Raw genomic sequence first — 14,174 nt, 5'->3', positions numbered from 1 at the left:
ATTGTCTATTCATTCATCAGCTCTTTAATCTTTTCAAGGACCAGTATCGCGTCTTCTCTTTTGACATCTGTTTCATGGTCCCTGCAATAGGTAAGAAGTTCAGAGGCTTTTTCTTCGGACAGTATTCCTGTATTTACAGCTTCCTTTGTTATTCCGAAATAGCTCCTTTCTCCGTAATGCGTCTTCTTGGCAAGGTCTGTGAGCAGTCTGCAACTGTTTTCATTAATGATTCCTTCCCTGGAAGCTGCCAGAAAAGTTTCCCTGATGTTCACCATGGGTGCTGAGACCGGCTCAAATGTATCGGGATTCGTTGCCACAGCAACCTCGTCATCATCCTCGATGACTCCGTCCCGGTACCACTCGTATATCTTCCCGACCCCAATCATTCCGTGCACGTCAAGCTCGGAAGCTCGCAGGGCACCCATACTGCAACCGCCTACTACGGTAACGCCGGCTTCGATCGCTTTGACTATTTCCTTATGTTTGACAGCCGCACGGCTGAAGAACACTCCGTCAATTATACCTATCAGTTTGTAGCCATCCTTTACTGCCTTTTCAACATTTCCTCTGTAAACAGGTGGGAGTAAGGTAACTCCGTCAAGCATTTCCTCTGCATCGCTGTGGCTGATGCTTGTACCGGTAAATATTACAGGTTTGGGATGGTCTTTGCTCATTTGTGTACTCTGTGTCTCCAGGGACGCTCTTCACGTGACATTTTCTTCTTCTTTCCTGCTTTGGCTCTTTTTCCAAGACGTTCCCTGTCCAGGGTGTACATCTCAAATCCCGGGACGATGACTCTTACCACGGGAACAGGTATGCTTTCTCTCGAGAGGTTCACCACGATTACGCTGTCCACGATTTTCCCGAGTTGCTCAAGCACCGTGTCGATGTTCTCGGCGGGACTGTTCTTTGAAAGGTCCCTGATATCTGCCATTGATACCTTTTTGCCTTCCTCATACCAGTACCTGTTCATACGCTTTATCCTGTCGTAGCCGATCTCCCTGACGAATTTCTCACGTTCGGTATCCTCACGGGCTCCGTGTATCTGCACAACTCTTGACTGTGCGGCTTCTGTGAGTGCTCTCTTGATTGCAATTTCAGGTTTGAGGTGTGATCCGGCGCCCATTACAAGCAATGCAGGGTCCTTCAATCTAATATCGTCCGTGGCAGCTACTATTGTGGGTATGTCCGTATCGTGTGGAAGTAACCAGAGCTTGACCTCCACATCATTAGTGGTGAACCTTTGCAGAATTTCGTAATTCTCCCCGTCTTCTTCAGTCAGGATTATCTCTTTCTCGGGGTATCTGTTGAACTCTGCAGTACTCAGTGCATCCCTTTCTATCACCTCGAGCAGCCCGTGCAGTATTGCTTCTTCAAGCACGTTCCCTGCTGCAAGGCCATTGGTGTTGGTCCTGAAGAGCTGTACTGTCTGTCCGGGAGCTTCATACGGATGGTAGACCGCATTTGCCGGAACTGCAACCTCATTTTTCTTGAGAAGGTCCCATCCGAGGATCCACTCAATAAGGTTTTCTGATGAGTATGCTTCAGATATCAGAAGAGATTCCGGGCGCAATGCAGGTCCATACTCACTGATCTCGTCATAGGTGGTAATGGTGTGAGGAGCAGCTATGTCCTCTTCTACATCCTTGTTCAGGCCTTTTCTCTCTGCGAGGCACCTCTCGTAGCTCTCCATCATTGCCGATATTCTTGCCTGGCTCTCTGTAGTGCCTTTTCCGGAGTATACGGAAATAGCTCCTTCTGCGGCACTTGGTCTTATTGTTGAGAAGACGGGTATTCCCAGCCGATCAAGGTCGGTGATGCCGGCTACCCTGGTGACCCCTATTCCCTTGAGGCCTTCTTTTGCCTTATCAAGGGTTTTATCCTGATCGAAAACACGTTGAGTGCCTTCAATGTATGAAAGTGATCTGTCTGGTATAATCTCTGGCATGTTTAGGCAAAGTCTCCTGCATGTATTATATTTCTTGCGACATCTTCGGTTCTGTCATGTGTTCAGCATTATAGCAAAAGTTTATATATTTTGACTCCTTATTATAGAGTTTACCGGATAAATTGCTATAAATATTCTAAGAATGTTATACAAGTTTCCGGTAAACTGAAACATGTGAGAGACAGGAGGATATTATGAGAGAAAACAAGTATAAAATAAGGTCCAGTACCTGCGACAATCTGAGGAAGGATTTCCACACTGTAGTTGATGGGATCTCAAGAGATAAACTCAGTGCAGAAGAAAAAGATCTATACCGCTTCATGGTAGGCGGTATGCAGGCAAAATAAGCCTGCAAAACTATTTTTATTTTCCTGACATAGGACACTTCCATGTATGATGTTCATTCCGTCAGGGAAGATTTTCCTGTTCTAAAAGATGTAATCTATCTGGACAATGCAGCCACCACCCAGACACCGGTGCCGGCTGTAAAAGCCATGGAAGAGTATTTTCTAAGCTATGCAGGCAACCACGGAAGAGGAGCACACAGGCTTGCACGTGAAACAACAAATCATTATGAGGATGCAAGGGAAACTGTTGCAAGATTCCTGGGAACAGATGCCAAAAAAACAGTTTTTACACGCAACGCTACGGAGAGTATCAATATCGTATCCAGGGGTTTTCCCTGGGAAAGTGACGATCATGTCATCGTAACCCTGGTTGAACATCATTCCAACCTGCTTCCGTGGATGCGCCTGAAAAACGAAGGTGTTGACCTCACTATTGTCAGGCCGGATGCCACCGGTATCGTAGATCCCGGAGAGATTATGTCCGCCGTTACAGACAGGACCCGTCTGATCGCAATGAATCACATATCCAATGTATTCGGCTCCACTCAGGATGTGGATACTGTGATCAGGCTGGCACACAAAGAGGATGTAAAGGTCCTTGTTGATGGTTCACAGTCGGCAGGCCATATGCCTCTCAACATTGCTTCAATGGATCCGGACTTCTTTGCTACCCCCGGCCATAAGGGCCTGCTGGGTCCACAGGGTACGGGCGTATTGTACATGAAAGAGCCCGACATGATAGAGCCGGTCTTTGTGGGAGGCGGGATGGTTCGCTCTGTCACGGATTCGGGCTATGAGACAGAGCCAAGTCCGGCAAAGTTCGAGGCCGGAACTCCCAACATGCCCGGAGTTATCGGGCTCGGTAGGGCGGTTGAGTATGTTGAGGAAATCGGGGTCAGTGATATTGAGAAACATGAGACCTCGCTGGCAAGAGTTGCTGCATCCGGACTCTCGGGGATAGAGGGTGTTGAGGTATATGGCCCGGAGAACAGGTCTTCTGTGGTATCCTTTAATGTAGGGGGAATGAATGCACATGATGTTGCCATGATACTCGACCAGACAAAAGCTATCTGCGTACGTAGTGGCTATCACTGTGCGATACCCGGAATCAATTTCCTTGACGTTGACGGAACCGTAAGAGCTTCTTTTGCACTGTATAACACAGAGGAAGAAGTCGAGCTTCTTGTTGATACTGTCTCAAGTATTGCTTCCATGATGGCTTAGAATCCTGGGTTGAAAGCAAAAAGTTATTATGCGCAGTTATTTATATATTAGTGAATCTGAATTATTTGCAGCCTGGAAATCTATTTCATTAAAAAAAGGGATCTTACGTGAGCAAAGATATGCTACTCTGGGATGAGACTTTGTTTAAGAACGGTGAAGTGCTCGAGCTTGACCACGTTCCCGAATATTTTGCACACAGGGATTCCCAGATGCAGGCGCTCAAATTCAGCCTGAAGCCTGCAATGAGGGGCATGAGGCCTGTTAACTGTCTTGTGAAAGGTCCGCCTGGCACCGGTAAGACCACGGCTGTCCTGAAGGTTTTCAGTGAAATGAAGGAACATACTGACAGGGTTTCTTTTGTCAAGGTCAACTGTCAGATGGATTCCACACGCTTTGCAGTGGTATCCCGCATATATGAAAAACTTGTCAATATCAAGCCGCCAACATCTGGTGTTGCTTTTAGGAAACTCTTCGACAAGGTCATAAAACAGCTTGTTGATTCCAACAAGATCCTTGTGGTGGCACTTGATGATATCAACTATCTTTTTCATGAAGGACATGCGGATGAGATCATGTACTCTTTGTTGCGTGCCCACGAGCAGTATCCGGGAGTGAAGATAGCTGTTATCGCGATCATCAGTGACGTGGGAGTTTCCCACCACTTCGATCCGAGAGTTGGATCTGTCTTCCTGCCCGAGGAGATCGAATTTCCAAGGTATGATGCAGAGGAGATACGTGATATAATCTCCAACAGGGTCCAGCATGCGTTCTATCAGGATGTCGTACCCGATGAGGTCTGTGATAAAGTGGTAGAGTATGTTGACTATACCGGTGATCTCAGGGTCGGTATCGACCTGCTGAGACGCTCCGGCCTGAACGCAGAACGCAGGGCGAGCAGGACGATTTCCATGGAGGATGTGGAAAAGGCCTATGATGCTTCACGGCTTCTCTACTTATGTCGCAGTATACGTTCCCTGACTGAAAACGAAAGAACTCTTCTGAAACTTGTGGCAGAACAAGAAAAAGACGTGCAGGCCGGTGATCTGTACAAGTCATTCCATGAGATCACAGGACTTGGATACACCCGCTTCTATGAGATAATTGAAAAGATGAACGCTACCCAGATGTTGGATGTGGATTTTTCCGGAAAAGGTATGCGTGGAAGGACCCGGGTAATCAAAGCAAAACACAACCCTCAGGATATTCTGAAATGTCTTGAGTACTGATATTTTGACGTCTGATTTTAAATCACTCCGACAACGAGCATTTTGTAAAATCTGACTGTCTTAAATTGCAAGTGGATTTTATGCTGTTGAATACAATCAGCTATAGCTTGCAGAACTTATATTGAAAAGAGACTGAACAATTATGTTCGGTTTAAAAAAAGTAGTTAAGCGCAGATCAAACTGCGCTTCCTGAAATATTATTTTCTTTCCCGATGGGTTTACATCATGTCCATGCCTGGCATTCCGCCTGGTGGCATGCCTGGAACCATGTCTTCTGCTGAAGGTCCTGCTGGTCCCTGCTTGGATGCGATGATGTCATCGATCCTTAGGATCATGACTGCGGATTCTGCTGCAGCGTTGACTGCCTGGGTCTTTACCCTGAGTGGTTCAACAACGCCTGCTTCCCACATGTCGATTACCTCACCGGTATAGACATTGAGACCTGCTGTCTTCTGTCCCTTTTCGTGGTGTGCACGTAGTTCCATGAGCATGTCGATCGGGTCAAGACCTGCATTTTCTGCGAGGGTTCTTGGTACGATCTCAAGGGCTTCCGCGAATCCCTTCACAGCAAGCTGCTCTCTTCCGCTGAGGGTTGAAGCGTATTCCTGGAGTCTGAGTGCGACCTCTACTTCAGGTGATCCGCCACCGGCTACGAGCTTCTCATCTTCGATTGCAACGCCGACCACTCTGAGTGCGTCGTTGAGTGCTCTCTCGATGTTGTCGATAACGTGCTCTGTGCCGCCGCGCAGGAGAATGGATACTGCCTTTGGATTCTCGCATCCTGTGACAAAGGTCATCTCGTCGCCGCCGATCTTCTTCTCTTCGACAAGTTCTGCCTTTCCAAGGTCCTCTGCGGTGATCTCGTCAACGTTTGTCACAAGTTTTGCGCTGGTTGCCCTTGCGAGTTTCTGCATGTCGCTCTTCTTGACACGTCTGACAGCAAAGATACCTGCCTTTGCGAGGTAGTGCTGTGCCATGTCGTCAATACCCTTCTGGCAGAATACGACATTTGCACCGCTTGCTACAACCTTGTCAACAAGCTTCTTGATCATCTGCTCTTCCTGGTCAAGGAAGGACTGGAGCTGCTCAGGTGATGTGATGGAGATCTCTGCATCCACTTCTGTGTCCTTGAGCTCGATCGCGGTGTTTACGAGCAGGATCTTTGCATCGTTGACCTTCTTTGGCATGTTTGTGTGTACACGCTCTTTATCGATGATCATACCCTCGATGAGCTTTGATTCTTCAATGCGTGCACCGACCTTCTTCTCTACCTTGATGTTGTCCATGTCGACATTGTTGTCCTCATCGGCAACGCTTATGATGGCTGAAACTGCGATGTCTGAAAGTACATCCTTGTTTGCCTCTGCGCCCTTGCCTGTCATTGCGGTTCCGGAGATGTTGGTAAGGATATCCCTGTTCTCTCTGGTTACTGACTTTGCGAGTGTCTGGATGATCTCTCCAGCCTTCTCTGAAGCCATCCTGTATCCGGAAGCTATGATTGTTGGGTGTATGTCCTGGTCGATAAGCTCTTCTGCTTTCTTAAGAAGTTCACCGGCAATAACTGCAGCTGAGGTTGTACCGTCTCCTACCTCATCGTCCTGGGTCTTTGCGACCTCTACGATCATCTTTGCTGCAGGGTGCTCGATGTCCATCTCTCTGAGAATGGTTGCACCGTCGTTGGTAATGACAACATCTCCGAGGCTGTCCACAAGCATCTTGTCCATACCTTTTGGACCAAGTGTTGTTCTTACAGCTTCAGCGACTGCTTTTGCAGCCATGATGTTGTTACTCTGTGCTTCTCTGCCTCTTGTTCTCTGGCTTCCTTCTCTTAATATGAAAATTGGCTGTCCAGCCATCTGTCCTGCCATTTGTTTCTATCCTCCTAGTAATGGAAATTATAGAATAACTATTAATTCCGGTCGTTTTCTAATGAATGTAGTTCTATATAAGCGTATCGGCTCGCAAAGTCATTGCTAAAAAATGGATGTACGTGTCTGAAACGATAGCGAATCCACTCGGGATTTTATGCAGATCAAAAAAGATAAGATAAAAAGAGAGTGAGATAAACTCACTTTACAATTGATTTCGGAGACCTGTGAAGGAATCTTCTCTTGGCTCCGGATGAGCTGTATCTCTGTGCAGGACCAGGATGTGCTTTTGCTTCCCTGGATTTTGGTACCTTGATTGTTCTGCCTTTACGTCCTTTCACTTTTGCCCATTCAATGCTGCCAGTTTTACCCATTATCAGTCCTCTGTATGATCCTAATATTCGATAATAATAACTAATTAAATTTTCGAGTTTACCTCTACACGTAATGCTTCCTATTAAATCTTGCGGAAATCCTCTCTTCTGAAAAATGAAAGCGTACCAAAATTGCTTTTAAGGCCAAGTCTCTATGCAGGTATACAAAAGGAGCTGGTCACTTTTAAAGTAGCAATAGATGAAGAACTTTCACTTGCAAAAGATGAACTAGAGGGACTGCTTGCATACCCTGATGAGAAGCTCGTGGATATCATCAGAGAAGTGGGATTTCAGTGTGATTTGTGTGCACGTTGCTGTACTCAGGAGTTCAATGATCATGTCTTCTTGCTGGAAGAAGACGTTGAGACCATCCGGCATATCGATCCTGAAAAGGTCGAACCTGCACCATATTATGAACTATGTGACCAGCACGGCAACTTCTATGTATCGGGTTATGCTCTCAAGACAAAAGAGGATGGTTCCTGCGTTTTCCTGGAAAACAAACGCTGCACCATATATGAAAAACGTCCTTTTATCTGCAGATTATATCCCTATATGCTTCACCTGGAAGCGGATGAGGAAGGGAATGTGGAATGGAGGCAGATAAGCGGACTCAACCTCCATGGCTGTTATCATACCGCTATCGATGATGAGCAGTGCAGTGAAATAGCCGCTGATATAAAAAGATATGAGCGTTTATTCCTTGAACAGAAGATAACATTCTTTGAAAAGGCAAAACAGCATTTCAAGGATAAGAAACTCCGTCATGTGCAGGGAGTATATGACAGGGAAATGAGAAAGTACAAAAAAGGTGGAGAAATAACAGTATTTGTATATTACAGAGGCACTTTTATAGAGCACAGCCTTAAACTGAAGTAATCAAGTATTAACTGGCAGGACCTTTTGCGGAGTAAATATGGCGGGAAACCACAAGCTTTCGATTATATGCCTGGTAGCATTTTTTGCAATGTCTGCAGGTGCTCTTCTGGGACCTGTCCTTCCTTTCATGGTGGAACCGCTTGATACCACACGTGCATCTGTGGGACTTGTCCTTGGTATGTATACCTTTTCCACTGCCCTTTTCATGCTCTTTGTCAGTGTGATCACCGACAGTGTGGGAAGAAAAAAGATACTTGTGCCCTGTCTTCTGATCAACGGCGTTGCTGGTCTTGCCTGCTATTTCGCAACCGATTTTGAGACACTTCTGATCCTTAGATTCGTACAGGGAATAGGTATTGCGGGAATGCTGCCCATTGCAATGACCATGATCGGGGAATTGTATGAAGGTCTTGACAGGGTCAATGCTATGGGTAAGATGAGTATGACTACCGGTATCGGTGCCGTATCTGCTCCTCTTATTGGCGGTACACTTGCCGTTTACGGATGGAATGTCCCTTTTCTTTTCTATGGACTGACAGTACCCCTTGCAGTAATAGTTGCATTCGCTCTCCCGGAAACAAATCCGCCAGGTAAAAGGATGGAGAAAAAGCTTTCTGATATGCTGGGGGTTTTCAGAAACTTGAATATCCTGTACACCATATTCCTAAGTTTTTCAATATTCTTCCTTCTGTACACGATCGTTATCTATGTACCTTTCATCCTGAAAGATAACTTCGGATTCAATGCAGCAGAAGCAGGACTTGCACTGGGTATCGAAGGGATAGCAATGGCATCCGTCTCATCTCAGGCAAGAAAACTTTCAGCAAAGTACGGGAAACAAAAGGTGATCAGAACTGGTTTTGCGATAACTGGAATTGCAATAGGCGGACTCATATTTGCGCATACACTCCCACAGACCCTTCTGATGATTCTTTTGTTCGGTCTGGGTTTTGGGATGGTGCAGCCTCCCCTCAACACACTTGCAACACAGATCGCTCCCAGGGGCATGATGGGGAGTATTGTCTCAATTTTCAATATAATGAAATATGGAGGACAAACAGCGGCCCCTCTGATACTTGCTGTAGTACTACTGAACTTTGGTATGGAAGCGGTCTTCGTCACTTCCTGCATATTTGCATTTACAGTCGCAGCTTCAATTTACATTGCCAGGGATATCTATGCTGACATTGCAGAAGCCTGACCAATTAATCTACAGTAAATTTCCAGGAGATCACTTGTTCTCAAAATAAAAAATGTGTTGGCTTAATTTCATTTAAGAAATACCTATATAGTCTGCAATAGGAATATAATTATTGACAGTACAGATTTACAATCTGTTTTGTCCCGATATCTATGAATTTCCCGCAGGGGTAAGATCGGTGAGGGGATATATTTGAAAACGCCGCTGTTTGAGTTATTGGGTATATCAGAAGAGAAGAAGGATCTGCTCTTACTGTTGTATGAAGGTTCAAAGGAAAAAGAGTCCATACTCCTTTCCATGGGTATCAGTCGTCAGGCACTTGTTCCTCATATAAGGTCACTGGAAGAGAACGGCCTCATCACGGATCAGGATGGTGTCTACAAACTGACAGGTATGGGGAAAATAACCGTTTCTGAAATGATACCTTTCCTTGAGACACTGTCATTTATTGATAATGCTTCGGATTTTCTTGGCGACTATAAGCTTGACTTCATTCCTTCGGATCTGCTTGAAAGATTCCATGAGATCGGTGTTTTGAATGCAAAAGAACCCAGACTTTCTGAGATCCACGAACCTGATAAGGAATTTATGAGCACGGTCTCAACCTCTTTTTCCGTTATCACTACTTTCCTCTACCCCACATTTAATGAGTTTACTCTGGAGTTGATGGATCGGGGAGTACATATATCGGTAATAATCGACCAGGCAATGCTTGGAAAAATGAAAAGGGACCGTTATGTTGATTTTAAAAGACTTGTAGAAGATGAACGGTCCAGTGTCTACCTTTACCCTGAAAGCATTGATTTTGTCTCATTTTCAGTTACAGACTCATGTATCATGTTCCGACTCTTCAAGAAAGATGACGGGTTTGATAATAAGCTGATCACAGCCTGTAATGATAAGGCAGTTAAATGGGGCAGAGAATTATTTGAATATTACAGGAAAAGATCAAAAAAACTGGATAAGATCTGAACTTTAATGCAATATATTTTTCCTGGTTTTTATTCCCATGAGCCGGTAGCCTTACCTTCCAGTGCCATCTTTCCGAGCACTTTCTTAAAACGGCTGCTGACAGTGGAAGGTTGAGTATTTTCATAAGGTGTTCCCGGAAGGGGTGTAAGGTAGTGTGCATGTACCTTCCCTCCTTTTTTACAAATCCACTTTATCATCTCAAGACTCATTTCCTGTTCCTCTTCGGTCTCATCCGGGGATCCCACGATAAAATCGACAACCGGGACAATTCCGTGTTCAAAACAGATTTCTATGCCCCTCAGACTATCTTCTGTACTGTGTCCCCTTCGTATCTCTTTCAGGATCCGGTCACTGCCTGATTGTGCTCCCATATTCAGTTTTGTGTTATCACAATATTTTGTGATCAGTTCGATGGATTCTTCGGTAATGAATTCAGGCCTGACCTCTGAAGGAAATGTCCCGAAATATATTTTCTTATCTTCCAGCTTACGAAGGGTTGAAAGCAGTTTCTCCACTTTGTCCAATCGCGGACGAACCCCGTCACTTCCATACGCAAGTGCATTGGAAGATGTGAACCTGAGGTCGCTGTAATACTGTGCATACCTGACGACTGAATCGATGCTCCTGTGCCTGACCTTTCCTCCGAAAAGCCGTGGTGTCTGGCAATACTTGCACCTGAAAGGACAGCCCCGGCTTATCTCCAGTGGTGCCATGGCTCTTGCCGGATCAAAACAGGGATAATTGTCAAGATTTACGGGGTTTCTGGCTTCTGTAAAGATAATATCGCCTGAATTATTCTTGTATGCGATTCCTCTGACCTTGCTGACATCGTCACCGTTTTTTAGTGTTCTCACCAGCTCCGGTAATGTCTCTTCACCCTCTCCGATGACCACATAATCAAAATAGCGAAGTGTTTCCTCAGGTGCACCGGAGGGATGAGGTCCGCCAGCTATGAAGACAGAATCAGTGCTTGCGTTTTCCACTTCCCTGAATACGGTATCTTTCTGTCTGGATGCAAAACTGTAGACCATCAGGCCATTCTCGGGCTTTTTTGCCATTCGTGCATCCGGGAGAAGCGGTGCAAGTGCGGCAAGACTGTAGGAATTCTTCCTGTTCCAGCGAAAATTGATATCCATATCTAAGTTTAAATATGTAATAGCACTCAAATCTCAGTTTCCACGAACCCGGAAGCAGCGTCAACCTTCACATGGTCGCCGTTCTTAAGTACCTCAAAAGGATCCTTCTCCATCTTATCAACCAGAGGAATGCCGGAAATAATAGCGCCGACCGCAACTATGGGCTCAGATTCGATATTGATCATGGCAGCAGGTGCGACCTCGTTTTTGATAAGCTGGTAGAGTACATATGAACCTACGGTCGAACCCTTTCCATGTGGGAAGACCAGGACTTTGTCCTTAATGCACTGGCCAAAAAGCTCATGCTCTGGTTCCACTATTTCTCCGGTCTTCGGATCTACATTACCAAGGAATGAGATGGAATCATGGGTGAGGAGTACCTCGCCTTCGGCAGTACCTCTTGAAATGCTTCTGCATTTAATTCTCATCGACAACACCTGCCTCTCTGATACACTGCTCGATACTTCCATATCGTGAAGCAACTCTGCACATGCTCGGAACGTATGCCAGTGCCTTTCCGGAATTAACCATCATTGCCTTGTAGTTGTTTGAAGCGGGGGATACGACCATGCATGTGTCACAGACAACCTTGGCTCCGCTTTTTTCGATGGCTTTTACATGTCCGACACACTTCTCTGCTACCTCTCTTGAGGTACATACCCACATCTCTTTCTGTATGCTCTTGCCTTCAAGCATTCTTGCTATGGTCTCCAGTTCCTCAGGTGAGCAGTGAGGACAACCGACGGTGATTATATCGGTGTCAAGTCCTCCTTCTGTGAATTCTGCCGAGGCTTCATAGACATCTGCAATCTGCTGCTTTTCGATTATTATGTTCTCGTCAGGTCTTTCAAAATTTGACCGGATAGCTTCTGGTGTAACTCCTTCCACATGGTACAGTGCAACAGCACCGGATGCTGCGAGGGCTGCACCAAGTGTTTTTAGCTCATCATTTGAGGGTTTGTTTTGCATGTAAAATATCGGTACACGACTGCCTATAGATTTTCCGGCCACATAACCCAGTGCACCATAGTCTGATCCAGACAGTTCACAATCAACGGTAACTGCGACAACAGGCTTGCGCATCTCATCAAGATGGTATCCGTAGTTTGCGGTCTTTCCTACGAGTGCAGCAGAGAGTGCGGAAGGTCCGCCTTCCCTATTTGTTCTTGCTCCGATTACAGAGTTGGCATAGGATACCGCAGATGATTCACTCCATGCAAGGTGGTCTCCCAACTTCGCATCAAAACCTTCCAGATAATAGGGAGTGCAGGTACATTTTGTTCTGATGCCAAGACTTTCGTAGGCATCTATGATCTCTTGCTGCTTCCTGGCAAAATCAGGCTCTATTCCCATCTCTTCCCATCGCAGCATATCCATACCCGCAGGATTGAGTATCGCGGGGACCTTTACCTTTCCTTCAAGGTCGGATATCCACTCAAGTCCTGCGTCTCCGATGGTCTTGTAGGATACCCCGGCTATCTGGGCGCTTTTTATGGGTATCAGACTGTCGGCCCCGTATATATCCCCGAGTGCCACAAGTATTTCTATGGCCTTGCGGAGTGTCTCACCGTACTCCCCTTCAAGGGTCTTTTCTTCTTCCTTTGTAAGATACATTGGAATCCCGTATCAGTTAAATTATCAATTTCAGTTCATTCGGGCATTTTCGCCCTTTCGAAATTCTCTGCCTCTGCCAGCACCTTTGTCGCATCGATCCCGACCTTTGTGGTGGTTCCGTCCGGTGATCCTCTTGGGTCAAGGGAACTTCCGCGGACATTGGGTATTATCATGATATCCATGTCACCCTTTACCCTTGTAGCAATTGCAAATTCCAGATCCTGCATATCGAAAATGTCGATATCCTCGTCGACCACGACCACATGTTTGAGGCTGGTGTGGCTGGCAAATGCCGCCATGATTGCATTCTTCCCGTCGCCTTCTGTCTGTTTCTCGATCTGGACTACAGCATGCAGGTAACAGCAGCCGCCTTCTGTGAGTACTACATTCTTTACAGTGGTTACCTCACTTACTGCCTTGTAGATCCTTGGCTCATACGGTACTCCCATCATCAGAAGGTGTTCGGGTCCGGCAGGAAGTATGCCGTGGTAGATTGGATCCTTGCGGTGCAGTATCTTTGTGATGTGTATCACAGGTTCCTGTCTCACATGGTCGTATGTGCCGGTAATATCCACAAAAGGACCTTCATCAACCCGCTCTTCTGGGTCAATATATCCTTCAAGGACTATCTCTGCATGCGGAACCTTTATACCGTTGCTGCATTCGAACAGTTCGACAGGCTTGCCCCTGAGCGCTGCAGCGTAGTTGAATTCCTTGCCTGCAGGTACTCTTGTTGTGGAGGCGTAGGTGACTGCCGGGTCTGCACCGAGAACGATTGCTACTGGCAGTTTTTCTCCTTTCTCAGCAGCTTTTTTGTGCAGCACATAGGTATGCCTTGGAGCCACAAGCCTTGCAGCAATCCTGTTCTTATCGACCACAAGCATCCTGTGGATTGCCGCATTCATGACACCATCATATTCGGTAACTACCACGCCTGCGGTGATGTAGGGTCCGCCGTCCCTTTCAAAATGCGTCATTATGGGGAGTTTGTTCAGGTCTACGTCTGTTTTCACAACTTCCTTTGTGGGAGAATCCTCAACCAGTAAGACTTCACCCTCAGGATTTATTTCCGAGAGTCTCTGTATGATCATATCTTTTTCCACGCCAAGCATTGCTGCGAGCTCGTCTCTGGAACCCAGGACATTCATGATTGCCCTGTTGCCATCTATATCGTGAAAAAGTACAGGAGCATTGGTCTGTTTTGCAATCTTCGGAGCTTCAAACACCTTTGACACGGGATCTTTGATCTCAACAAGCTTCCCGTTCTCTTTGAGTTTTTCGATGAATTCCCTCATAGTATCATCCGTATTACAGGTATATGGATAGTTAAAGGAAATTGTTGCTTTAAATCATTATCTTAAGTACGAACGAAATAGATAGAAAAA

At 46.0% G+C, this 14,174-nt stretch carries 14 protein-coding genes; 6 read left to right on the top strand and 8 right to left on the bottom strand.

The window, feature by feature from the left end; genetic code table 11:
- Positions 1-5: 5 nt before the first annotated feature.
- Entirely contained in the window at positions 6-674 is a 669-nt protein-coding gene (locus tag HWN40_RS10935; RefSeq protein WP_176965762.1) for a TfuA-related McrA-glycine thioamidation protein, read from the bottom strand.
- Positions 671-1,948, bottom strand: a complete 1,278-nt coding sequence (locus tag HWN40_RS10930) for a YcaO-related McrA-glycine thioamidation protein (protein WP_176965761.1) — start codon at positions 1,946-1,948, stop codon at positions 671-673. The genes HWN40_RS10935 and HWN40_RS10930 overlap by 4 nt, the downstream gene beginning before the upstream one ends.
- Before the next feature lie 194 nt (positions 1,949-2,142).
- On the opposite strand from HWN40_RS10930, the gene HWN40_RS10925 reads away from it, so the two are divergent.
- The 3 genes from HWN40_RS10925 to HWN40_RS10915 all read left to right on the top strand — a co-directional run bounded on the left by HWN40_RS10925 (position 2,143) and on the right by HWN40_RS10915 (position 4,745).
- On the top strand, positions 2,143-2,295 hold the full coding sequence (locus tag HWN40_RS10925; RefSeq protein ID WP_176965760.1) for a hypothetical protein: 153 nt from the start codon (positions 2,143-2,145) through the stop codon (positions 2,293-2,295).
- Positions 2,296-2,337: 42 nt separating this feature from the next.
- Positions 2,338-3,519: a cysteine desulfurase gene (locus HWN40_RS10920; protein ID WP_176965759.1), complete on the top strand. Its 1,182-nt coding sequence runs from the start codon at positions 2,338-2,340 to the stop codon at positions 3,517-3,519.
- Positions 3,520-3,626: 107 nt separating this feature from the next.
- Positions 3,627-4,745, top strand: coding sequence for an ORC1-type DNA replication protein (locus HWN40_RS10915; protein WP_176965758.1), 1,119 nt, complete (start codon positions 3,627-3,629; stop codon positions 4,743-4,745).
- Positions 4,746-4,963: 218 nt separating this feature from the next.
- Here the strand turns inward: HWN40_RS10915 and thsA are convergent, their stop codons facing one another.
- Both thsA and HWN40_RS10905 read right to left on the bottom strand, forming a co-directional pair.
- Positions 4,964-6,613, bottom strand: coding sequence for a thermosome subunit alpha (thsA, locus tag HWN40_RS10910; RefSeq protein ID WP_176965757.1), 1,650 nt, complete (start codon positions 6,611-6,613; stop codon positions 4,964-4,966).
- Positions 6,614-6,813: 200 nt separating this feature from the next.
- Positions 6,814-6,987 (bottom strand): DUF5350 domain-containing protein, encoded by a 174-nt coding sequence (locus tag HWN40_RS10905; protein ID WP_176965756.1) that lies wholly within the window; start codon positions 6,985-6,987, stop codon positions 6,814-6,816.
- Between the two features lie 132 nt (positions 6,988-7,119).
- On the opposite strand from HWN40_RS10905, the gene HWN40_RS10900 reads away from it, so the two are divergent.
- From HWN40_RS10900 to HWN40_RS10890, 3 genes are all read left to right on the top strand, one after another.
- Positions 7,120-7,866, top strand: a complete 747-nt coding sequence (locus HWN40_RS10900) for a YkgJ family cysteine cluster protein (RefSeq protein WP_176965755.1) — start codon at positions 7,120-7,122, stop codon at positions 7,864-7,866.
- A gap of 37 nt (positions 7,867-7,903) precedes the next feature.
- Positions 7,904-9,067 (top strand): MFS transporter, encoded by a 1,164-nt coding sequence (locus HWN40_RS10895; RefSeq protein WP_176965754.1) that lies wholly within the window; start codon positions 7,904-7,906, stop codon positions 9,065-9,067.
- 192 nt (positions 9,068-9,259) lie between these two features.
- Complete coding sequence (locus HWN40_RS10890) at positions 9,260-10,039, top strand: helix-turn-helix transcriptional regulator (RefSeq protein WP_176965753.1); 780 nt, start codon at positions 9,260-9,262, stop codon at positions 10,037-10,039.
- A 29-nt stretch (positions 10,040-10,068) separates the two neighbouring features.
- On the opposite strand, the gene HWN40_RS10885 is transcribed toward HWN40_RS10890, so the two are convergent.
- From HWN40_RS10885 to HWN40_RS10870, 4 genes are read right to left on the bottom strand one after another with little or no spacing between them, the layout of a single operon-like run.
- Positions 10,069-11,175 carry a TIGR04013 family B12-binding domain/radical SAM domain-containing protein gene (locus HWN40_RS10885; protein WP_176965752.1) on the bottom strand — a complete coding sequence of 369 codons (1,107 nt, stop codon included), beginning with the start codon at positions 11,173-11,175 and terminating at the stop codon, positions 10,069-10,071.
- Between the two features lie 26 nt (positions 11,176-11,201).
- The gene (locus tag HWN40_RS10880; RefSeq protein ID WP_484502547.1) at positions 11,202-11,603 is read right to left on the bottom strand and encodes a phosphomevalonate dehydratase small subunit; all 402 of its coding nucleotides are present in this window, start codon (positions 11,601-11,603) and stop codon (positions 11,202-11,204) included.
- Positions 11,593-12,789 (bottom strand): phosphomevalonate dehydratase large subunit, encoded by a 1,197-nt coding sequence (locus HWN40_RS10875; RefSeq protein ID WP_176965751.1) that lies wholly within the window; start codon positions 12,787-12,789, stop codon positions 11,593-11,595. Before HWN40_RS10875 ends, HWN40_RS10880 begins: the two co-directional genes overlap by 11 nt.
- Positions 12,790-12,824: 35 nt before the next feature.
- Positions 12,825-14,084, bottom strand: coding sequence for an anhydromevalonate phosphate decarboxylase (locus tag HWN40_RS10870; protein WP_176965750.1), 1,260 nt, complete (start codon positions 14,082-14,084; stop codon positions 12,825-12,827).
- Between the last annotated feature and the right edge of the window lie 90 nt (positions 14,085-14,174).

Origin of the sequence: Methanolobus zinderi, assembly GCF_013388255.1 — an archaeon.
Taxonomy (GTDB): Archaea; Halobacteriota; Methanosarcinia; order Methanosarcinales; family Methanosarcinaceae; genus Methanolobus; species Methanolobus zinderi.
This window is presented reverse-complemented; position numbering and strand designations above follow the sequence as displayed.